The sequence below is a fragment of the Pseudoleptotrichia goodfellowii genome (assembly GCF_007990505.1).
GTDB lineage: Bacteria > Fusobacteriota > Fusobacteriia > Fusobacteriales > Leptotrichiaceae > Pseudoleptotrichia > Pseudoleptotrichia goodfellowii.
This window is the reverse complement of record NZ_AP019822.1, coordinates 1,747,020-1,769,301: the sequence shown is the minus strand read 5'-3', so window position 1 is coordinate 1,769,301 and position 22,282 is coordinate 1,747,020. Positions and strand designations below refer to the sequence as shown.

The following is a 22,282-nucleotide window of genomic DNA, read 5'->3' as shown; positions in this document are numbered from 1 at the left end:
ATACAAAATAACAAAAATATGATAAAATAAATTGTAAAAATCAAATATAGCAGGAGGAAAAAATGAAAAAATATGATGCAGTAATAATAGGATTCGGAAAAGGTGGAAAAACTTTAGCAGGATTTTTGGCAGGAAAAGGACAGAATGTAGCTTTAATAGAAAAATCTGATAAAATGTACGGAGGAACATGTATAAATGTAGGATGTATTCCTTCAAAAAAACTTGTGAACAGTACAAAAGTTCTTAAAAATAAAGGGTTGAACAGTATCAAAGATAAAAAAAATTTTTATACTGAAAGTATAAACAATAAAAATGCTTTAATAGGGGCATTAAGAGGTAAAAATTATGAAATACTTGCTACAAAGGATACAATAGATATCTATAACGGGACAGGGAGTTTTGTTTCTAAAAATATTGTAAATGTCGACAATAACGGAGAAAATGTACAGATAGAAGGAGAAAAAATTTTTATAAATACAGGTTCAATGACTGTAATTCCTGATATAAAAGGATTAAAAGAAAGTAAATATGTTTATACAAGCACAACTCTTATGGATTTGGAAGAATTACCGGAAAAACTTGTAATAATCGGTGCAGGATATATAGGTCTTGAGTTTGCTTCGATGTATTCCGAATTCGGCTCCGAAGTTACTGTTATTGATGCAGCTGAAAAACTATTGCCGAGGGAAGATGAAGAAATTGCAAAAAGAGTAAAATCAATATTGGAAGCAAAAGGAATAAAATTCTTATTGAAATCGAAAATAGAAGAAGTTTTTGATAAAAACGGAAAAGGTTATGTTAAAGTCTCGGAAGAAGAAGTTGAAGTAAATGCCATCCTTGTGGCTGTGGGAAGAAAACCTAATACAGAAGGACTTAATCTTGAAGCGGCAGAAGTAAAAATAGATGAAAAAGGTGCAGTTATCGTGAACGAAACATTACAAACAACTGCCGATAATATATGGGCAATGGGAGATGTAAAAGGAGGACTACAATTTACATATATTTCTCTTGACGATTTCAGAATAATAAGAGATAATATTTACGGAAACGGTAACAGAACTGTAAATGACAGAAATGTAGTACCTTACAGTGTATTTGTAAATCCGCCTTTATCAAGAGTGGGAATGACTGAAAGTGAAGCTGTTGCCAAAGGACATGAAGTAAAAACGGGAAGACTTGAAGCGATGGCTATTCCTAAAGCAAAAATTGAAGGACAAACTGACGGGTTATTGAAAACAGTGATAGATATAAAAACAGACAAGATTTTAGGATGTACTTTGTTGTGCAATACTTCTCACGAAATGATAAATATTGTAGCTGCTGCAATGAAAGCGGAACAGAAATATACATTTTTAAAAGATATGATATTTACTCATCCTACAATGAGTGAAGCATTGAATGACTTGTTTGGAAGTGTAAAATAAGATAAAATAAAGAGAAATTATAAAAAAGGAGATTACAGCTAATGAAAACGGTAAAACCCCGATTAAACAGTTTAATATTTTTCTTGATATTAAGTTTTATATTTATAATATCGTGTGATAATAAGTTAAATAAGAAAAATACGGAAAGATATTTTACAACAAATTTAGAAAGTGAACCTGAAACATTGGATCCCCAGTTAATAAAAGATGTAAGCGGATATGTTTTGGCGGATAAACTTTATGAAGGGCTTGTAAGATTGGACGAAAACAGTGAAATAATACCTGCAGGAGCCGAAAGTTGGACTGTGTCCGAAGACGGCAAAATATGGACTTTTAGTATCAGAAAAGGAACGAAATGGTCAAACGGAGATACTGTAACGGCTTATGATTATGCGAGGGGAATGAAAAGAGGACTGGAACCTGAAACCGCAGCGGCATATTCATTTATTATGTATTATATTCAGGGAGCAAAAGAATACAATACCGGAGAACTTAAAGATTTCAATAAAGTAGGGATAAAAGTAAAAGATGACTATACTCTTGAAATAACTCTTGCAAAACCTGTAGCTTATTTTGGGAAAACTTTGATAACACCGATATATTTACCTGTAAATGAAAAAGTGATAAATAAAAATAAGGAAAAATACGGAACAGAAGCAGAAATGGCAGTATATAACGGGCCGTATATATTGACTAAATGGAAACACGAAGATAGAATGGTTTTGGAAAAAAATCCCGATTATTGGAATGAAAAAGAAATAAAAAGTAAAAAGATAAATTTAATAATGATTGCAGATATGGATGTTTCGGCAAAATTATTTGAAAATAAAGAAGTTAATTTTACAAGAATTTCTCTTGAAAAAATCCGTGAATTTAAAGGGAAACCCGAGTTAAAGCCCTATCCTGACGGAAGAGTATGGTATTTAGCTTTAAATACGAAAAATCCCGTATTTAAAAATAAAAATATAAGAAAAGCAATGATATTGGCTATAAATAGAGAGGAACTTGTTAATAATGTATTGGACGGTGTAGGAATAAAAGCTTCAGGACTGGTAGCAAAAGGAATACCGGGAGTGGAGAAAGACTTTAGAGAAGAAAACGGAGATTTATACGCTCAATATAAAGATGCAGATTTAAAAACGATATTTGAAACAGGATTAAAAGAAAGCGGATTGACAAAAGAAAATGTGAAATTAACATTGACAGTGGATGAAAGAGGAACAGGAAGAAAAGAAGCGGAATTTTATCAGGAGCAATGGAAGAAAAAATTAGGACTGGAAGTAAAAGTAGACGTAGTAACTTATAAAGAAATGATAACAAGAGCAACTGAAGGAAATTTTGATATTTTAAGAAACAGTTGGGGACCAGACTATGTAGATGCTATGACCTATTTGGAGATATTTATGACAAATTCAGGGCTTAATACAGCAAAATACTCTAATCCCGAATATGACAAACTTGTAAATTTTGCACAGGAAAGTATAAATGCCAAACTTAGAATTAAAGCTATGGAAAATGCGGAAAAGATACTTATAAATGATTTCGTATATTCAGGACTTTATTTTCAGGTAGGCACATATTTACAAAGTACAGATGTGGAAGATCTTATAATAAGAGCAGCAGGAAATTCCATTGATTTTTATAAAGTATATTTGAAATAATAAAAATCTAAAATATAAGGAGAATAATGGGAAAAGTTATACTGATTTACGGAGATGAAGGTGCAAGTCGAGTAGGTGTGTCATCTCTCCTTAAAGCTTGTAAAGAAAAAATGGGGCACCCGGTAAAAGAAATATTCGCAAGTGATATAATCAATGATAATATTTTAGATAAGGCTGCTATGGTTGTATTTCCTGGAGGAGTAGCCATGCCTTATTGTAACAAGTTAAACGGTATAGGAAATAAAAAAATCCGTGAATATTTGAAAAATGGGGGAGTTTACTTGGGGATTTGTGCGGGAGCTTACTACGCCTGTGACAGATTGGATTTTCACGGAGAAGAATATGATGTAGTCGACAAATGGGAATTAGAATTTTTTAAAGGGGTTGCCAAAGGGTCTTTGGCGGAACTGACAAATGGAAGATATTATGATGAAAGTGTATATGCCAAGGCTTTTGTACCTTTGAAATTTGACGGGAAATACAGCACGGTAAAAGAAAAAATGTATTATTATCATGGTGGACCGACATTTATTCCTGATGATAAAAATGATGACAGTTATGAGGCAATAGCAAAGTTTGAAAACGGTAAAACGGCAATAATTAAAGGGAAATTCGGGAATGGGAGTTATTTTCTTTCAAGCATTCATTTTGAGTTACAAAAGAAGTATTATAAAGAAATCGTACTGGATAAAGCACGGAAAGAAGAATATGAGCAGGAAACTGAACTTTATAATTGTTTGAATGATAATTACGGAAATGAGATTTGGGAAATTATAAAAAAGGAAATAATAAATGTCAGATCGAGTTTATTAGAGTAAAAAGTTTAAAAGCCCCGAAAGGCTGAGGATACGCTTAGTATGAAAATCTTTGTATCAGTAAAAACAACACTAATACAAAAAATAATATACGCATCGTATACCTCCTTACCAGAAATAAATTAGGTTATTGGGTAACCTAATTTAATTATATAAAAAAGGCTGAAACAAGTCCAGCCTTTTTTATCCCAATTTTAATTTATCACTAATAAGTGCAATCCTTCAGGAATTACATAATTATTATAGCATAAATTATAAAATTGTCAATATAGTAAAAATTTTCTTGACTTTAAAAAAATTAAAATATATACTATTATTAACAAAAGAAAATCGGAATACCGGGGAGCTTATTGCTGAGAGTAGTTGTAGTAACAACTTAACCCGTTAGACCTGATTCGGATAATGCCGACGAAGGGAGTACCGTTTAATATTTTACAATAAAATCTGAAAAGCAGTTATAGAAAAGCTTTGACGAAAAATTTACACAAAAAATAGTTGTAAAAATATATAAAGTACCTCCTTTGTCAAAAAAGGAGGATTTTTTATGTCAAAAGAAATAGATGCAAGTATTGCAATACAGGTTTTACCCAATGTTCAAGGAAATGAAGAAACTGTGAGGATCGTGGACCAAGTAATAGCCTATATTAAGAGTAAAAATCTGAATACTCACGTAGGTCCTTTTGAAACTACAATAGAAGGAAAATACGAAGAATTAATGGAAATCGTAAAAGAATGTCAGATTATAGCAGTAAAAGCGGGAGCTCTCGGAGTAATGTCTTATGTAAAAATTAATTATAAGCCGAAAGGAGATGTGCTGACGATTGAGCAAAAAATCTCGAAACACTCTAAATAAAATAACCGATAAAACTGCACCGTTTATAATAATAGTTTTTATACTTATTTTATGGCAGATACTGTCTATGACAGGAATCGTACCGAAATTTATGTTGCCTTCACCTTTTAATGTGATAAAGGCTTTTTTCTCGGATTTCGGACTGTTAATGCATCATACTGTAATAACTTTAACCGAAGCATTTTTGGGACTGGGTTTGGGAATAATTTTAGGATTTGTAACGGCTGTTGTAATGGATAGATTTGAATTTGCATATAAGGCTATTTATCCTGTACTTGTAATCACTCAAACTATTCCGACAGTTGCGATAGCACCGCTTTTGGTGCTGTGGCTGGGTTACGGAATAATGCCTAAAATAACATTGATAGTTATTACATCATTTTTTCCGATAACTGTAGGGTTGCTGGACGGATTTAAATCGGCTGACAAGGATGCTTTGAATTTATTGAAAACAATGGGAGCTACACCTTTTCAAAATTTTATTCACATAAAATTCCCGAGTTCTATCGGATATTTCTTTGCAGGGCTTAGAATATCAGTATCCTATTCTATTATCGGTGCGGTAGTGGCTGAATGGCTGGGAGGATTTGACGGACTTGGAGTGTATATGACGAGAGTCAGAAAATCTTATTCTTTTGATAAAATGTTTGCAGTAATATTTTTTGTATCGGCGATAAGTTTATTTTTGATGTATGCAGTGAAAAAAGTGCAGAAAGTGGCGATGCCGTGGGAGTGACTTCCTTTTTGGAAAAAGGAAGCGAAAAACTTTCGACTTAAAATTTTACTAATTCAAAATGGTTCATTCTGCTATAAAAACAACAAACTCGCTATGCTCGAACAGTTGTTTTTATAACGCTTCATTCGCATTTTTCAAAGTAAAATTTTAAATGTCGAGGGAAATATAAAATTCAGTATTTTATTTATTAAAAATCCCAAACTTATTCTAACCTTCAAATTTTATAACGATAAAAATGTGTTAGTGAGCGTAAACGAAAACAATTTTTTTGTTTTCGTAGCGAACGTGCATTTTTGAGTATATAAAATTTGGGGTTGTAGGTGGGAGTGTGAGGGTGACGAACCCTCACGAATCTAAATTAAGGAGTTGAAATAAAATGAAAAAATTTGTAAAGATCTTATTATTGTGTATTTTAGGAATTTTAGCTATATCATGCGGAAAAAGTGAAAGTCAAAATAAAACAGAAGATAAAGCAAAAACAGGAAATGAAAGTCCTTCAAAAAAAATAAGCATTGTGCTTGACTGGACACCGAATACAAATCACACAGGATTGTTCGTTGCGAAGGAATTGGGATATTTTAAAGAAGAGGGGCTTGAAAATGTAGAAATAGTTCAGCCCCCTGAAGGAAGTACAACTGCATTAATAGGAGCAGGCGGAGCTCAATTCGGGATAAGTTTTCAGGACACACTGGCAAAATCTTTTGCGACAGATGCTCCTGTTCCTGTAACTGCCGTTGCTGCGATTATTCAGCATAACACATCAGGAATAATATCCCTGAAAGACAAAGGGATAGACAGTCCTAAAAAAATGGAAAATCATAAATATGCTACTTGGGATGATGAAATAGAAAAGGCTGTATTGAAAAAAATTATAACTGATGACGGTGGAGATTTTAATAAGGTCAAAATGATACCGAATACAGTAACTGATGTTGTTACTGCATTGCAGACTGATATAGATGCAGTTTGGGTATATTATGCGTGGGACGGAATTGCAACAGAGCTTGCCGGACTTAAAACGAACTTTTTGAATTTTGCCGATTACGGGAAAGATCTTGATTACTACAGTCCTGTGATTATTGCGAATAATGATTATTTGAAAAAAAATCCCGAAGAAGCCAAAAAAGTTTTAAGAGCAATAAAAAAAGGATATGAATACGCTATTGCAAATCCTGAAGAAGCGGCAAAAGTATTGGTGAAAAATGCTCCCGAATTGAAACCTGAATTGGCGATAGCCAGCCAGAAATGGCTTGCTACAAGATATAAAGCCGATGTTGCAGAATGGGGAGTAATAGACGCAAATCGTTGGGATACGTTTTATGAATGGCTTTTCAAAAACGGACTTGTTAAAAAAGAAATTCCTAAAGGATACGGATTTTCCAACGAATATTTAAAATAGAAAAATTTATGAGGGAAAGATTATTAATTATTGCAAATGCTGAAATGTTTATGACAGCTGTGTTTATAAAGAAAGATTGTTAAACTTTCAAAATTTTCAGCTATTTGTGATTTTCAGTTATAGGCAATTATTATGAGAAAGGCAGCAAAAATATGAATACAGAGAAAAAAATCAAACTGGAAACGAAAAATGTTTCGGTAAAATTTGAAGATAAAAAAATTATAGAAAATATTTCGGTAAAACTTTATGAAAATGAGCTTGTCTGTATTTTGGGACTGAGCGGAGTAGGAAAAAGCACACTTTTTAATGTTATTGCGGGACTGATTTCTCCGGATAAAGGGTCTGTGGAGATGAACGGTCAAAACATAACAGGGAAGTCGGGAAATATAAGCTATATGCTTCAAAAAGATTTGTTACTGCCTTTTAAAACGGTTATCGATAATGTGTCTCTTCCTCTTGTTATAAAAGGAGAAAGTAAAAAAACAGCAAGAGAAAAGGCTGAAAAGTATTTTGAGCAGTTCGGACTTGAAGGAACACAGAAAAAATACCCGAGCCAATTATCGGGAGGAATGAAACAGAGAGCTGCACTTTTGAGGACGTATATGTTTTCTCGGGAAATTGCTTTGCTGGATGAGCCGTTCAGTGCATTGGATGCTATAACAAAGCATAAAATGCACCTTTGGTATCTGGACATAATGAAACAGATAAAAATGTCCACATTGTTTATAACTCACGATATTGACGAGGCGATACTTCTTTCGGACAGAATTTATATCCTTGCGGGAAGTCCGGGTCAAATAACGGCTGAAATAAAAATAGAAATAGACAGAAACGGAAATAATCAGGAAATAGAAATGTCCGAAAAATTTTTAAAATACAAAAAAGAAATATTGGAGTATCTTAAATAAAAATGATATAATATTTATCAGAAAAAACTAAAAGGAGAAATCTGATGAATATAAAATATTTTGGACTCGGATCGGATTTGAAAGAAATACTGTTTAAAGAATTTAAGAAAAACGAAGAGATTTTATATGTATTTGAAAATACCTCTTCGTTTTTTGAAATTAAAAGAGAGTATTTAAAATCTGGAGAAAAGTTATTTTATAATTTTAAATTATTAAAATTATATGATTTTTATGAAAAACTTTTTCAAACGGATAAAATCGTTTTAAAAGAAGAAAAACAGGTAGTTTTATTTTATAATTCTTTGACTGACGAGATAAAAAAGGAACTGAAAATAAACAATTACTATGATGTGATAGATATTGCGTATAATTTTTACGGACTTTTTTCTGAATTGCAGGAATATAAAATAGACCTTAATAAAATAGAAATCGAAAAATGGCAGAAAAATACCTTTGAAACATTGCTGAAAATAAACGGGCAAATCAATAAAAAATCAGATGAAAAAGGACTTATACTTCCTTATATGCTGAGAAAATCCGAAAATATATCGGAAAATTTTCTTAAAAAATATAAAAAAATATGTTTTGTAAATAAAGTAAAATTCACTCCTTTGGAAAAGGAGATTTTTGACGTTATTGAAAAAAAAGGAATAGAAATTGAAAATATTCTGCAACTTGACAAAAAAGACTTTAATGAAGAAAAACTGAAAATAAGTGAAACATTCGGATTGCCTGATAAAGATGAATTTGAGAAAAAATATAATGTAAACGTTGAAATACATGAGTTTGAAAATAAATTTGCACAGCTTTTGGGAATAGTAAAAAAACTCGATAAAGAATTGAAAAAAGAAAAACTTTTAACCGTTGAAAATAAGTCCTTATATAAAATATATGACGCTCAGGATGAAAATTCCGACAATGAAAAAGATTACCATTTGCTGAATCAGAATAAAATTACTTATAATCTTGAAATTACCATGCAAAAAACGAAAATATATAAAACTCTTGATTTGATTTATAATGTTTTGGAGAATATAAAAGTAGTTTTTAAAAGTAAAGAAGATAAAATCTGTCTTTTCAGAATGAAAGAGTTGCATGATGCTTTTAAATCGAGAGATTTTCTGAAAACATTTGGATTGAAAGAAAATTATCGGCTATTTCAGGATTTGGTTTTAGATGATTATAAGTATATTTCCTGTGAAAAACTTAAGGAACTTTCGGAAAATGTCGACAGATATAAACACATGGAAAACGAAGTAAAAAGTTTTGTAAATTTTCTTGAAAAAATTGAAGAAATATATTCATATAAAACATTGAGTGAGTATGCGGAATTTTTGGAAAAAATATTTGTTCAGAGCGGAGAAAAGGACGTAAATATAAGAGATAAGTATTTTGAAGCATTGTCGGAAATGACTGTTCTGGAAGACTTGAGTTTTGATGATCTCTGGACGGATTTTTTCGGACTGAATATGTCGGCAAGTTTGTTAAAGCTGTTTTTGAAATATCTGGATAAAAAAGCTGTAAGTCTTGATTTGGAAAAGATAGAAGAACAGGAAAACGAAAGAAAATACATGATAAATCCTTTTTCTTCAATATCGGAAACTGCAAAAGAAAATATAATGTTTTTAAATATACAGGATTCTTTTCCTAAAGTGAAGATAAATAATTATCTGTTTTCAAAAATTCAAAGGGCTAAAATGGGATTGCCTATAAGCGATGAAGAAAAGCAGATAGAAATTTTTAAATTTTATCAAAATGTTTTAGGGGCAAAAAATATTTATTTGTCTTATGTAAAAAATATTGATGAGAAAATCGATTCGGCGGGAGTTATAGAGGAGATAAAGCTGAAATACGGTATAGAGCCTGTAAAAAATGAAATATCCGAAGAAGAAGAGCTGAATTTTGTAAAAGAGTATTTTAATAAAAGTAAAATTCAAAGGAAAATCGGCAAATTTATAAAATCGAAACTTGAAAAAAATAAGGAGAAAATGAGAAGTGAAGATTTAAGTTTGGGATTTTATGATTTTGAAAAAATGAAAGATTTTGAGTACGGATTTTATCTTGAAAAAATGACAGGCGAAAAAGAAGTCGAGAAAATAGAGGATAAAATCGAGGCCCTTATGTTCGGAAACATAATACATGTTCTGTATGAAAAAATCGTTATGGAAAATAAAGAAGCACTTGAAAAGGGAGAATTTACAGTAAGTAACGGTGAAATAGAAAAAACATTGAACAGAATACTTGATTCACTCGAGTACAAAATACCGAAAGAATACATTATATTTTACAGAAAAATCTCTTTTACTGAAATAGTAAAATCTACAGAAAGATTTTTAAAAGAACTGACACAATATCTGCTTATGAAAAGAAATATAAAAATTCATTCTGAAGAAAAAATAAAGAAAAAAGCTGAAAAAGACATTGCTGAAAATGTCCGTATAAGCGGAGTGGTTGATTTATACATAGAAACAGAGGATAGCGAAATACTTGTGGATTATAAATCGGGAAAGGACAATCAGCAGAATAAAAACAGGGCATTTAACCAACTGGACTATTATTCGGTAATATTACCGGAAAATAAAAATAAAAAGACTGAAAAATGGGTCATAAATGCGTGGACCGGAGAAAAAAGTACCGATGAAGATAGGAAAGAAAACGATATACTCGAAAAAGAAGATATAAAAGAAGTTATAGAAAATTATTATAAGACCGATTACTATGATTTGGGAGAAAGAAAAGAAACATACATTTCAAGAGTTTACAGCGATATTGCCAGAAGAGAGGAGGAATTGGGCGATGAGTAAAAAAATATTGAAAGCAAGTGCAGGAACAGGAAAAACTTACAGATTATCCCTTGAATATATAGCAAATCTTATAAAAGGGATAAGTTACAAAAATATTATCGTAATGACTTTTACGAAAAAAGCCACTGCCGAAATAAAAGACAGAATTTACGATTTTTTGTATCAGATTGCTTTTGAAAAATATAAATTTGAAGAATTGGAGAAAAGTTTAAAGGAAATATACGGATTTCAGGGCGGTGAAATAGATAAAAACAGTTTGCAGAATATATATTTCAAGATGATAAAAAATAAAGACGAAATTCGTATTTATACAATAGACGGCTTTACAAATCAGATATTTAAAAATACTATCGCTCCTTTTTTCGGAATATACGGCTATGAAACACTGGATGAGGAAGACGACGGATTTTACGAGGATATTTTAGTAAAAATACTTAATAATAACGAATATTTTGAAAAATTCAGTTTTGTATTTGAAGAAAAAAAAGAAAGAAAAGATATAAAAAAATATGTCAAATTTATAAAAAATATAATCAATATAAGAAAAGACTTTATTTTAGCGGGAAATTACAAAATAGAAAATGATAAAAAAGCTAATACGAAATTTGTCGATTATTTAGAAGAAATTTTTGATATGATCGGGTCAGTAGCCGAAAATAAAGACGGAAATGTGAAAGATTTTGTAAATACTGATTTCAGAAGCGTTTATGATGAAATAAAAGGAGTGAACGAAAGAATTTCCAAAGATAAAATAGAAAATAAAAGAGAAAAAATAGAAATTATTCAGAAAAATCAGGAATTATTTTTCCCTGTAAAAAATATTTGGAATGGCAGTAAAATAAAAGGAAAAAGCGTAGAAAATATAATTTATGAAATGAAAGAAAGCAGAGATCTGCTTAGTAAAAGTTTTTCCGATTATATATTTGTAAATGAAGTGATCCCTTTACACGAGAAAATCTGTGAGGCGGCAAATATGATTTATAATATAGCTGAGGAAATGAAATTTTCAACTAAAAGATTTACTCACGATGATATTTCTGTATATACTTATAAATTTATATTCAATGAAGAGTTAGGATTTATAAAAGATAAAAAGGTAACTTCGGATTTTCTTGAGCTGATAGGCGGAAATGTGGAAACTGTTATGATTGATGAATTTCAGGATACGAGCGTTCTTCAGTGGAAAATATTGAAATTACTCCTTAACAGTGCGAAAAATATAATATGTGTAGGAGATGAAAAGCAGAGTATTTATCATTGGCGGGGCGGAGAAAAGGAACTGTTTGAAAAGCTTGAAACCCTTATAAACGGAACTGTGGAAAACCTTGATAAATCTTACAGAAGCTACAAAGAAGTAATCGAAAATGTAAACAGAATATTTGAAAAATATAGTGAAGAATGGAACTACAATCCTGTAAAATACAGAGATGATGAAGAATACTCCAAAGGATATTTCGGATATTATTTACAGGAAAGAAAACCCTCATATAAAGGTGATGAGATTCGTCCTGAAGCGGCTTATGAAAAAGCGATAGAAATGATAAAAGAAGGGGAAATACAAAATCTCGGGAAAACATGTATAATATGCAGAACAAACGGTCATTTGAATGAAATTGCCGAAAGGCTGAATAAAGAGAATATTCCTTACACATTAAACAGCAGTTTTTCCCTTTTGGAACATGATGTAATCAAGCCTTTATATAAACTGATAAAATATTTTGTTTTCAATAATTATATATATTTGCTTGAATTTATGAGATCTGACTTAATCGGATGTCTGAACAGTCATGTGAAATATTTGCTGGAAAATAAACACGAAATAGAAAGATACATAAGAAAAATAGGCGAAGAAAAATTTTCCGACTTTGTAAACAGCCAATTGGAAAATGAAACTTTGCCTGAATATAAAGAAATAGACGAGATGAAAAGAAATAATCTCCTATTTTCAAATATATTGTTTAAAATAAAAAAATTGAAAAATCTTTCGAGAAGTTTAAACAGCAAATATTTAAAAGAAAATTTTTCAAAAAAACTGACAGAAGAATTTTATGTAACGGATTTTTATTCGACAAAAAGCGATATAAAAAACATTTTCAAATTTTTCAATATTTTAAAAGAATACAGTGATTTATTTGAGTTTGTAACTTATATCGAAGATGAAAAGGATAAATTGAAGCAGTTAAGCAGCGAGGACAGTGACGCTGTAAACCTTATGACTATCCATAAATCTAAAGGACTGGAATTTGATACGGTAATTTATTATAAAAAAGAATCTCACAGTAAGGACAACGACAGAGATTTGAGGGTGTTTTTCGATTATGATGAAAAATTTGAGAAAATAAATAAATTTCTGGTAACTTTTCCTAAATACGAAAAGACTTTCATTGACAGTGAATATTCGGAAATAAATGAAAAAAGTGAACAGAAAGAAAAAATGGAAAGTATTAATAATGATTATGTGGCATTGACAAGGGCAAAGAAAAATCTGTTATTATTTTTTGAGAAGGTTGTAAGTTCCAAAGGAGAGGTTAAAGGAGAGCTTGTAAAAAGAATTATTGATGTTTATAAAAGTGAAATTTGGCATTCGTCGGGAAAAATTTCTGAAAGTAAAAAGGAAGAAATTAAAATTTCTGAAAATGCCGATTTTGAGGGACTTAAGGATATAATGTCTTATTTTGAGGATAATGTGTTAAAGTATACGGCTAGTAAATATGAAACCGATTTAGAAGGGGAATTTAAAAGGAAAAAAGGACTTGCAATGCACTATTATTTTGAGCATATGACAAATGACTTTGAAAATGACAGAAAAAATGCCGAGTCGGCTTTTCTGAGCAGATACGGAAATATGCTCGGAAAGAAAATCATAACTGAACTCCTTGAAAGAATGAAAAAGTTTATATTTGAGAATAAAGAAATATATGATGCCAAATACAAAGTCTACACGGAATTTGAAATATATGACAGGGAAAATAATAAAAGAATTATCGACAGAATAAATATAGACGAAGAAAACAGAAAAATCTTTATATATGATTATAAGACAGGATATGAGCCTACTGAAAATGAAAAGTATAAGCAACAGCTCGAAGAATATAAACAAATACTCTTTGAAAAAACTAACGGAGAATATGAGATTTTTACACGGATTTTGGAGGTTTAGAAGAAAAGTTCAAGGAGATGAAAAAATATAAAATTTTAAATAATTTAAAAATTAATTTTTTTGGTTACGAGATATCGGATAAAATAAAAAATTGAAAGAACGAATACTGATGAACTCAAAAGAAAGGTGTAAATAAAATGAAAAAGAGATTGTTGATTTATAAAAAATATTTAAATCAAAAAATAAAAGTAAAAGTAGATAGAAAATTAGGAGATAGGCATCCGGAATATGAATATATTTATCCTTTAAATTATGGTTATATCCCTAATACTGAAAGTGAAGACGGTGAAGAAATAGATGTTTATATTTTAGGGGTATTTGCTCCGTTAGAAGAATTTGAAGGAGTATGTCGGGCAATAATTTATAGAATAGATGATAAAGAAAATAAATTAATTGTTACTGCAGAGGATAAAAAATATTCTGTTGAACAAATAAAAGCTCTTGTAGAGTTTCAAGAAAGATTTTTTAAAACAGAAATAATAATGGAGAAATAACTTAGAAAAAAGGCGAAAATACACGAACATCAATAACAGATTTTTAAAATAGAAATTTCAGAATTGTTTCAGTAAAATAAATTTTTCAACAGGAGTATAACAGAATAATAAAAAGAATTTTAAATTTTATTTTAACATCACATAGTAATATAAAAATTTATTGAAGTTGCAACAGAAAGGTTAAGATATCCACAATAAATTGAAAAAAACTGATATATTTATTTTTAATAATAATTTCTATAATGTATCGAAATACGATAAAAAAGCGGGAGGAAAAATGAAATTAAATAAAAATATAGAAAAAGTATATAAATACTCATTTAGAAAAAATACTATATTTGATAATTTTTTTGTTCGTACTTTATTTGTATATCTTTTCAAATTGTATATTCTTTATTAGAAGATTATATAGGAAATGAAATTTTGAGCTTTATGATAATTTCGTTACCATTCAGCTTGTTTAGTATAATTTTATTATTAAATCGTATTTTATATCAAAAGAAATTACCTTCAAAAAAAGAGGGAATAATGTTGTTTGGTATAATTTCTATGCCGATTATATATATAGTGTTGTTGTACTTTAAAAGAAATGATTTTTCTCACTAAATTTGACAGATTTTTGTAAAGTCTGACAATAAAAAGAGCTTTCTCAATCAGAGTTTTTGAAATAAGCTCTTTTTATATTTTTATTTGAAATACAAAATGTTTTTTAAATCTTCACTAAACAAAAAGATTCATCTTTTCAAGATTAAGTAAAAATTTTTTTATTTCAAGTCCTCCTCCATATCCTACGAGCTTTTTATCGCTCCCGATAACTCTGTGGCAAGGAATAAAAATAGAGATTTTATTTCTGTTGTTTGCCATTCCTACGGCTCTTACTGCTTTTTCATTGTTAATCGCAACAGCTATATCTTTATAAGAACGGGTTTCTCCGTATGGAATTTTTATAAGTTCATTCCAGACGGATATTTGAAAATCGGTACCGTCTTTTAAAAGGGGAAGTTCAAAATCTTTTCTTTTTCCTGTTAAATATTCAAACAACTGCTCGGAAGCTTTTTTAATAAGAAAAGTCTCCCTTAAAATATAATTTTTATCTTTTTTAATATTTTCAATTTCGTATTCAAAAAATAAATTTGTAATATGATTTTCATCGGCAGCAATTCCTATTGTACCTAACTCCTTTGTCTTTGTATCATAAAAATAAACGTATCTCATAATTTCACCTCACTTTGTATAATTATAATACAATCCGAAAATATGTACAATAAAATCTTTTAAAAATCTTGATAAATTATGAAAAAGCGAGTATAATGTACGAGTAAAAGTGAAAAAATAAATTTAATATTGAAAGGATGAAAAAGATGAAAAAAAGACCTGTAGTTTTAATAATTTTAGACGGTTGGGGGATGAACCATCATACTGAACAGGTGGATGCGGTAAGATTGGCACATCCGGTAAATTTTGAAAGATACAAAAAAGAATACCCGTTCACTGAATTAAGAGCGGACGGAGAATTTGTAGGATTACCTGAGGGGCAATTCGGAAATTCTGAAGTAGGACACTTGAATATCGGGGCAGGAAGAGTAGTTTATCAGTTATTGCCTAAGATTACGAAAGAAATAAGAGAAGGATTGATTTTAGATAATAAACCTCTTTCCGATGTAATGAATAAAACTAAAGAAAGCGGAAAAGCATTGCATATAATGGGGCTTATGTCTGACGGAGGAGTTCATTCCCACATTAATCACATAATAGGATTAGTCGATATGGCTAAGAAAAAAGGATTGTCCGAAGTTTATGTACACGCATTAATGGACGGAAGAGATACACCGCCTGAAAGCGGAGCGGGATATTTGACTGAAATGCAGAAAGCATTGGATGAAATAGGATTAGGAAAAATAGTTTCTGTTATAGGAAGATATTACGGAATGGACAGAGACAATAACTGGGACAGAATAGAATTAGCTTATAATGCTTTATTTTCAGGAGAAGAGGCAACAGCAGCTTCTGCAGAAGAAGGAATAAAAGCATCTTACGCCGAAGGAGTAACAGACGAGTTCGTAAAACCTTTAAAAGTAGTTGAAAACGGAACTCCTGCAGGAATTATAAAAGAAGGCGACGGAGTAATATTTGCAAACTTCAGACCGGACAGAGCAAGACAGCTTACAAGAGCTATAATTGAAGATGATTTCAAAGGATTTACAAGAAAAGTTCATCCGAAAGTAAACTTTGTATGTATGGCACAGTATGATTCGACATTTGACGTACCTGTGGCTTATCCGCCTCAAAAAATAGTGAACGGATTCGGAGAAGTAGTTTCTAAAGCGGGATTAATTCAAGTGAGAACTGCCGAAACTGAAAAATATGCTCACGTAACTTTCTTCTTTAACGGCGGAGTGGAAGAGCCTTACGAAGGAGAAATCAGACTTCTTTCTGACTCTCCGAAAGTAGCGACTTATGACTTGCAGCCTGAAATGAGTGCTTATAAAGTAAAAGACAGATTAATAGAAGAATTGAACACAGGAAAAGTGGATACTGTTATATTGAACTTTGCAAATCCTGATATGGTAGGACATACAGGAGTTGTAGATGCGGTAATAGCAGCTTGTCAGGCTGTGGATAACTGTACAGGACAGATTGTAAATAAAGTGTTGGAGCTTGACGGAGCGGTATTGATAACAGCCGATCACGGAAATGCCGACTTGCTTGTAGACCCTGAAACAGGAGCCCCTTACACTGCACATACTGTAAACCCTGTTCCGTTTATATTGATAACAAACGATATGGAAGATGCAAAACTTAGAACAGACGGTAAATTAGCAGACTTGACTCCTACAATGCTTGATTTGTTAGGACTTGAAAAACCTGCTGAAATGGATGGGGAGACTTTAATAATAAAATAAAATTTATGAGGGCTCATTGCCGCCCTCATACTCTCGCTATCCGCGTTCTACGCGACTGCGTCGACTCCGAAAATGCGGGGAAAAGATGATTTTTAAATATCAACCGACAGATTTTCAGGTGTAAAATCTGAAGGTTGTTTTTATTTATGTTATGTTTTACTTGTAAAATATATATTTTTCGATAAACTGATTTTTATTAAACCAAACACCACACTGCGAAAAAGTGTGCCAAACTTCCCAGTATTACAAATATATGCCATATCATATGGTTGAATTTACAAATCTTCCAAGTATAAAAAATAGTTCCGAGAGAGTATAAAATACCTCCTGCTACCAAATATACAAATGAAACGGGATTGATATTCTGTTTAAGTTCATTAAAAGCAAAAACAATCATCCAACCCATAAATAAATAAAGTAATGTTGAAAACATTTTTAATTTTCCTGTAAAAAAGGATTTAAACAATATCCCTAAAATACAGACAGCCCACTGTATCCATAAAATTATAATTCCTGTTTTGGATTTTACTACAAGTACAAGAAAAGGTGTATATGTAGCTGCAATCAATATATAAATAGCCGAATGATCGAATATTTCAAAAATTCTTTTTGCAGTTCCGGGTCTTAGTCCGTGATAAATAGCCGACATAGTATAAAGAACAATAAGTCCGAAACCGAATATCATAAACGACAGAATAGTTGGTACATCTCTTGTCCAACTGGCTCTTATTGTAAGTAAAATAAATGCGATGATAGAAAGTCCCGCTCCTACAGTATGGCTTACAAAGTTTGCTATTTCCTCTCCTCTTGAAGTATCAGCCTCAAGTCCTGTATTTTTTATATTATTTTCCATTTTTAAATTCCTTTCAGTTTATTATGTATATTTATTGTATAATGAATGAAAAAAAAAATCAAATGAAAAAATTATAATAAAAAAATAATTTGACTATTATCAATTTATATAATAAAATAGTTTTATAAACAAAGTATTTTTTTAATTTGAAAGGAAAAGTAAAATGTTACATTATTTTATTGCAGGCGGAATATTTATGTGGGGAATACTGTTAGCTTCGATATGCGGTCTTGCGGTTATTCTCGAAAAAGCAGCTCTGTTTCTGACAAAAGAAAAAAAATTGACAGAAGAATTTAAGAGAAAATTATATAAAACTCTAAAAAAGGGAAATAAAAAGGAAATACTCGATTTGTGCAGTGAAAGGAAAGATTCTGTTTCGCAAATTCTTGTAAAAACTGTAAACAATATGGAAATAGACCTTGATAAAGCCGATCATTCTCATAAACAGTACGTGGAAGAAATTATAACGGAAAATATTTTGGAACAGACGATGAAACTGGAAAAAGGAATGTGGTTATTGGGAGTGGTAGTAAATACAGCCCCTCAATTAGGTCTGCTCGGAACAGTTACAGGAATGATAGTATCTTTTTCGGCATTGAGTACAAATAATACCGAAAGTGCGAGGACTGTAGCATCAGGAATATCAGAAGCACTTTATACGACTGCATTCGGGCTTATGGTAGCCATACCGTTTTTAGTATTTTATAATTATTTCAATAAAAAAATAGATGATACGGTTTTGGAAATGGAAAGAGTTTCTCTTCAGTTTCTAAACAGATTTCAGAACACGGAACAGTAAATTTGTAAATAATACAGAATGGAGAAAAAATGAGATTTACAAATAGAAGAAGTAAAAGAAATGCCGAAATATCAATGCTGAATTTGATAGATGTTATATTTATGCTGCTAATATTTTTTATGATAACGACAACATTTAACAATTACGCACAATTTCATTTGGCAGTACCCAAATCGGATACAAAGATGGAAAATAATAAAAATGAACAAACTGTGGAAGTCATAATTGACAAAGATATGAATTATTTTTTTAAGGTCGGAGGAAATATAAAAAGTATAACTCCTGAAGATTTAAAAACGGAACTTTCGGAATTAAGTCCGAAACTTCTTGAAAGTGTAACACTTACTGCGGACGAGCATCTGGAATACGGAACAATAGTCAATGTTATGGGGAGATTAAAAGATCAGAATGTGAAAAACGTCAATCTCAATATACAAAAAAATAATAAATAATACAAAAGAAAGGAGAGTATGCGGAGAAGTATATTAATCCGACATACGTACAGATTATGATGAAAAGAATCGGAATTTTAAGTTTGTTGGCAGTAGCAGCATTGTTACAGGCTGAATCAAAATATGAAGGGAAAATGGAAGAAAGCGTTGTAACGGCTACGGGCTTTAATGAAAATGTCGAAAAGCAGATAAAAAATGTTACCGTTATTACAAGTAACGATATTAAAAATAAAGGGTACAGCTCGGTAGAAGAAATACTTAGAAGAACACCGGGAGTAAACTTTGTAAATAACGGATTCGGAGAAATCGTCGACATAAGAGGACAGGGACCTGAAAAAGCATCAGGACGTGTGAAAATACTTGTAGACGGAGTTTCCATGAATATACTTGATTTGTCACATGGACTGGTACCTGTAAACTCAGTGTCTGTAGAAGAAATAGAAAGAATAGAGATTATTCCCGGAGGAGGTTCGGTTCTTTACGGAAACGGAACTGCAGGAGGAGTAATAAACATCATTACGAAAACGCCTGAAAAAGAAGGAGCACACGGGAAAATTTACTATGAAAACAGTTCATACAGTACAAATAAAGCCGGAGGAAGAGCAGGAATCAAATTTAACGATAATTTCTCCATAGACTTGGGGTATGAAAATATAAACGGAAAAGGTTACAGAGAAAAAGACAAAAATTCCAATGAATTTTTATACGGAGGATTTACACTTCAAGGTGAAAAACAAAAATTAAGATTTAAAGCTACAAGATACAACGAAGACGGAGAAACAACAAACGGATTGAGTTGGGAAGAACTCAGCAAAAACAGAAGACAGGCAGGAGAAAATGAAAGTCTTACAAAAGCTTTAAGAAAAGAATATACTCTTGAGTATAACTTTAAGCCGGTAGACAATCTTGAATTTACAGTTTTGGGATATAATCAGAAAAATGAAAGAACGTATGATCAGGATTACGGAATGGGAATCAGAAATAACGGATTATTCAGAGATAAGAAAAACGGAGCAAATCTAAAAGGAAACTTTAATTACGGAAGCGGAAATCTTGTATTCGGTTATGAATATGTAGATAACAAAATGCTCAGAAGATCTGTAAATACAATGACAATGAGAGGAAGAACAAGAACATTGTCGGATACAAAAATAGAATTATCCAAAAAAACAAATTCTGCATTTTTACTTGAAAGACATTCTTTCACTGATAGATTGGAAGGAACTTTAGGATACAGATTTGAGTCTGCAAAATATGATATATTCAGAACTGACGGAAGAAGTTCTTTGAAATCAAAATCTAAAGAAAATAACAATGCTTACGAAGCATCTTTGAACTTTAAATATTCCGATACGGGAAATGTATATGCGAAATATGAAAGAGGATTCAGATCTCCAAGTCCTACGGAATTGGTAGATAAAGATATAAAAAAAGGAGGAGCCTACACTCTGAATGATGTAAAACCTGAAACTTACGATACTTACGAAATAGGTATAAAAGATATGGTAGGTCCGTCTTTTGTGAGCTTAACAGGATTTTACACAAAAACTAAAAACGAGATAGCTATTAAATGGCAAGGTGCTACATTTATGAGAAACTGGATATACAGAAACCTTGAAGAAACTGAAAGAAAAGGTGCAGAGTTATTTGCAGAGCAGTATTTAGGCAACTTTAGAATAAATGAATCAATTTCCTATGTAAATGCAAAAATAACAAAAGGAGATAAAAAAGGTCAGAAAATAGCTTATGTTCCTTCAACAAAAGCTACATTGGGAGTAAATTATGATGTTCTTTCAGGATTGACATTGAAAGCAGATGTAAACTATCTGTCAGGTTCTGTAGACGGTAATAATAACAAAATAAAAGGATATTCGACAACAGATTTAGGTGTAAGTTATAAACATGAAAGCGGTTGGGGATTGGATGCCGGAGTTAAAAATGTATTCGGTAAAAAATACAATTTATTCCAAAATGGAAATGCTTATACTCCTGCTGGAGAAAGACAATATTACTTGGGAGTAAACTATGAATTCTAATATAAATATGAAAAAGATATATGCAGGACTTGTACTGTTCCTGTTTATATTCATATTTATTGCTTTAGGTGCCGGAGATATAAATATTCCTTTAAAAGATACAGTAGGTTCTCTGTTTAACAAAAGTTATGTAGACGATTCCACAAAAAATATTGTGCTGAATATAAGATTGCCGAGAATAATAATGTCCGTATTAATAGGAATGTTGCTGGCAAGTTCGGGAACGGTCGTACAGACCGTTTTCCGAAATCCTTTGGCAGATCCTTATATAATAGGGATTTCGGCGAGTGCCACATTCGGTGCGATAATAGCTTTTATACTGGAACTTCCCGATATAATGTACGGAATATCAGGATTTATTACTTCCGTAATAGTAATATTGATAATATTCAGATTATCCAAAAGAAAAAACGGAACGGATATAACTTCCTTGTTAATAATAGGAATTGCAATATCCTCTTTTTTAGGGGCCTTTACTTCATTCAGTATGTATCTTATCGGACAGGACTCGTTTAAAATAGTGGCGTGGATGATGGGATATATAGGGACTTCTTCGTGGACTAAAGTGAGTATTCTTCTTATTCCGCTCGTAATATCGGTTACGTATTTTTATTTGAAAAGATACGAGCTGGATTTGCTCTTAAGCGGAGATGAAGAGGCACATTCTTTAGGACTTGATGTCGGAAAGCTGAAAAAAAATATGCTTATAATTTCGGCACTTATTGTGGGCTTTTCTGTGGCATTTACGGGAATGATAGGTTTTGTAGGGCTTATAGCACCTCACACAATAAGACTTCTCACAAAAAGCAGCAGTAATGTAAAACTCATTCCTCTTGCAACTTTAGGAGGAGGACTGTTTCTTCTTATTTGCGACACAATAGGGAGAACAATACTTTATCCTGTGGAAATACCCATAGGAGTGGTAACGGCTTTTTTCGGAGCTCCTTTTTTTCTGTATTTGGCAATGAGAAAAGGAGGATAGTTT

Annotated in this window: 17 protein-coding genes and 1 riboswitch; of the genes, 15 read left to right on the top strand and 2 right to left on the bottom strand. The window is 31.3% G+C overall.

Translation table 11 applies throughout. The features are described 5' to 3' along the window. The first annotated feature begins 62 nt into the window (after positions 1 to 62). From FVE72_RS08670 to FVE72_RS08625, 10 genes are all read left to right on the top strand, one after another. A complete protein-coding gene (locus tag FVE72_RS08670) occupies positions 63 to 1,424 on the top strand; it encodes an FAD-dependent oxidoreductase (protein WP_026738033.1) in 1,362 nt (453 codons plus the stop codon). Between the two features lie 41 nt (positions 1,425 to 1,465). Next, positions 1,466 to 3,085: a peptide ABC transporter substrate-binding protein gene (locus tag FVE72_RS08665; protein ID WP_026738032.1), complete on the top strand. Its 1,620-nt coding sequence runs from the start codon at positions 1,466 to 1,468 to the stop codon at positions 3,083 to 3,085. A gap of 26 nt (positions 3,086 to 3,111) precedes the next feature. Next, on the top strand, positions 3,112 to 3,903 hold the full coding sequence (locus FVE72_RS08660) for a BPL-N domain-containing protein (RefSeq protein ID WP_026738031.1): 792 nt from the start codon (positions 3,112 to 3,114) through the stop codon (positions 3,901 to 3,903). Positions 3,904 to 4,229: 326 nt separating this feature from the next. Next, positions 4,230 to 4,334, top strand: a riboswitch (TPP riboswitch). 110 nt (positions 4,335 to 4,444) lie between these two features. Further along, complete coding sequence (locus tag FVE72_RS08655; RefSeq protein ID WP_081724204.1) at positions 4,445 to 4,753, top strand: thiamine-binding protein; 309 nt, start codon at positions 4,445 to 4,447, stop codon at positions 4,751 to 4,753. Then, positions 4,722 to 5,489, top strand: a complete 768-nt coding sequence (locus FVE72_RS08650; RefSeq protein ID WP_026738029.1) for an ABC transporter permease — start codon at positions 4,722 to 4,724, stop codon at positions 5,487 to 5,489. The genes FVE72_RS08655 and FVE72_RS08650 overlap by 32 nt, the downstream gene beginning before the upstream one ends. A 376-nt stretch (positions 5,490 to 5,865) precedes the next feature. Further along, the gene (locus FVE72_RS08645) at positions 5,866 to 6,888 is read left to right on the top strand and encodes an ABC transporter substrate-binding protein (protein WP_026738028.1); all 1,023 of its coding nucleotides are present in this window, start codon (positions 5,866 to 5,868) and stop codon (positions 6,886 to 6,888) included. A gap of 152 nt (positions 6,889 to 7,040) precedes the next feature. Further along, a complete protein-coding gene (locus FVE72_RS08640; RefSeq protein ID WP_036056180.1) occupies positions 7,041 to 7,796 on the top strand; it encodes an ABC transporter ATP-binding protein in 756 nt (251 codons plus the stop codon). Between the two features lie 44 nt (positions 7,797 to 7,840). Then, positions 7,841 to 10,600 carry a PD-(D/E)XK nuclease family protein gene (locus FVE72_RS08635; protein WP_026738026.1) on the top strand — a complete coding sequence of 920 codons (2,760 nt, stop codon included), beginning with the start codon at positions 7,841 to 7,843 and terminating at the stop codon, positions 10,598 to 10,600. Beyond that, complete coding sequence (locus FVE72_RS08630; RefSeq protein ID WP_026738025.1) at positions 10,593 to 13,760, top strand: UvrD-helicase domain-containing protein; 3,168 nt, start codon at positions 10,593 to 10,595, stop codon at positions 13,758 to 13,760. Before FVE72_RS08635 ends, FVE72_RS08630 begins: the two co-directional genes overlap by 8 nt. A 137-nt stretch (positions 13,761 to 13,897) precedes the next feature. Beyond that, positions 13,898 to 14,254 (top strand): inorganic diphosphatase, encoded by a 357-nt coding sequence (locus FVE72_RS08625; protein ID WP_026738024.1) that lies wholly within the window; start codon positions 13,898 to 13,900, stop codon positions 14,252 to 14,254. 720 nt (positions 14,255 to 14,974) lie between these two features. Here the strand turns inward: FVE72_RS08625 and FVE72_RS08620 are convergent. Then, on the bottom strand, positions 14,975 to 15,469 hold the full coding sequence (locus FVE72_RS08620) for a methylated-DNA--[protein]-cysteine S-methyltransferase (protein WP_146966541.1): 495 nt from the start codon (positions 15,467 to 15,469) through the stop codon (positions 14,975 to 14,977). 146 nt (positions 15,470 to 15,615) lie between these two features. On the opposite strand from FVE72_RS08620, the gene gpmI reads away from it, so the two are divergent. After that, positions 15,616 to 17,157: a 2,3-bisphosphoglycerate-independent phosphoglycerate mutase gene (gene gpmI, locus FVE72_RS08615; RefSeq protein ID WP_026738021.1), complete on the top strand. Its 1,542-nt coding sequence runs from the start codon at positions 15,616 to 15,618 to the stop codon at positions 17,155 to 17,157. 196 nt (positions 17,158 to 17,353) lie between these two features. On the opposite strand, the gene trhA is transcribed toward gpmI, so the two are convergent. Next, complete coding sequence (gene trhA / locus FVE72_RS08610; RefSeq protein ID WP_036056178.1) at positions 17,354 to 18,010, bottom strand: PAQR family membrane homeostasis protein TrhA; 657 nt, start codon at positions 18,008 to 18,010, stop codon at positions 17,354 to 17,356. A gap of 163 nt (positions 18,011 to 18,173) precedes the next feature. On the opposite strand from trhA, the gene FVE72_RS08605 reads away from it, so the two are divergent. Genes FVE72_RS08605 through FVE72_RS08590 form a run of 4 tightly spaced genes read left to right on the top strand, consistent with a single transcriptional unit; the run spans position 18,174 to position 22,279 of the window. Then, complete coding sequence (locus FVE72_RS08605) at positions 18,174 to 18,809, top strand: MotA/TolQ/ExbB proton channel family protein (RefSeq protein ID WP_026738019.1); 636 nt, start codon at positions 18,174 to 18,176, stop codon at positions 18,807 to 18,809. 29 nt (positions 18,810 to 18,838) lie between these two features. Beyond that, positions 18,839 to 19,261 (top strand): ExbD/TolR family protein, encoded by a 423-nt coding sequence (locus tag FVE72_RS08600; protein ID WP_026738018.1) that lies wholly within the window; start codon positions 18,839 to 18,841, stop codon positions 19,259 to 19,261. A 59-nt stretch (positions 19,262 to 19,320) separates the two neighbouring features. Continuing rightward, positions 19,321 to 21,297: a TonB-dependent receptor gene (locus FVE72_RS08595; RefSeq protein ID WP_232049439.1), complete on the top strand. Its 1,977-nt coding sequence runs from the start codon at positions 19,321 to 19,323 to the stop codon at positions 21,295 to 21,297. Further along, positions 21,287 to 22,279, top strand: a complete 993-nt coding sequence (locus FVE72_RS08590; protein WP_232049438.1) for a FecCD family ABC transporter permease — start codon at positions 21,287 to 21,289, stop codon at positions 22,277 to 22,279. Before FVE72_RS08595 ends, FVE72_RS08590 begins: the two co-directional genes overlap by 11 nt. The last annotated feature ends 3 nt before the right edge of the window (positions 22,280 to 22,282 follow it).

Excerpts from the sequence above, each read along its gene's own strand:
- FVE72_RS08670 (WP_026738033.1), top strand. The coding sequence starts at position 63 with ATGAAAAAATATGATGCAGTAATAATAGGATTCGGAAAAGGTGGAAAA.
- FVE72_RS08665 (WP_026738032.1), top strand. The coding sequence starts at position 1,466 with ATGAAAACGGTAAAACCCCGATTAAACAGTTTAATATTTTTCTTGATA.
- FVE72_RS08660 (WP_026738031.1), top strand. The coding sequence starts at position 3,112 with ATGGGAAAAGTTATACTGATTTACGGAGATGAAGGTGCAAGTCGAGTA.
- FVE72_RS08655 (WP_081724204.1), top strand. The coding sequence starts at position 4,445 with ATGTCAAAAGAAATAGATGCAAGTATTGCAATACAGGTTTTACCCAAT.
- FVE72_RS08645 (WP_026738028.1), top strand. The coding sequence starts at position 5,866 with ATGAAAAAATTTGTAAAGATCTTATTATTGTGTATTTTAGGAATTTTA.
- FVE72_RS08640 (WP_036056180.1), top strand. The coding sequence starts at position 7,041 with ATGAATACAGAGAAAAAAATCAAACTGGAAACGAAAAATGTTTCGGTA.
- FVE72_RS08635 (WP_026738026.1), top strand. The coding sequence starts at position 7,841 with ATGAATATAAAATATTTTGGACTCGGATCGGATTTGAAAGAAATACTG.
- FVE72_RS08630 (WP_026738025.1), top strand. The coding sequence starts at position 10,593 with ATGAGTAAAAAAATATTGAAAGCAAGTGCAGGAACAGGAAAAACTTAC.
- FVE72_RS08625 (WP_026738024.1), top strand. The coding sequence starts at position 13,898 with ATGAAAAAGAGATTGTTGATTTATAAAAAATATTTAAATCAAAAAATA.
- FVE72_RS08620 (WP_146966541.1), bottom strand. The coding sequence starts at position 15,469 with ATGAGATACGTTTATTTTTATGATACAAAGACAAAGGAGTTAGGTACA.
- gpmI (WP_026738021.1), top strand. The coding sequence starts at position 15,616 with ATGAAAAAAAGACCTGTAGTTTTAATAATTTTAGACGGTTGGGGGATG.
- trhA (WP_036056178.1), bottom strand. The coding sequence starts at position 18,010 with ATGGAAAATAATATAAAAAATACAGGACTTGAGGCTGATACTTCAAGA.
- FVE72_RS08605 (WP_026738019.1), top strand. The coding sequence starts at position 18,174 with ATGTTACATTATTTTATTGCAGGCGGAATATTTATGTGGGGAATACTG.
- FVE72_RS08600 (WP_026738018.1), top strand. The coding sequence starts at position 18,839 with ATGAGATTTACAAATAGAAGAAGTAAAAGAAATGCCGAAATATCAATG.
- FVE72_RS08595 (WP_232049439.1), top strand. The coding sequence starts at position 19,321 with ATGAAAAGAATCGGAATTTTAAGTTTGTTGGCAGTAGCAGCATTGTTA.
- FVE72_RS08590 (WP_232049438.1), top strand. The coding sequence starts at position 21,287 with ATGAATTCTAATATAAATATGAAAAAGATATATGCAGGACTTGTACTG.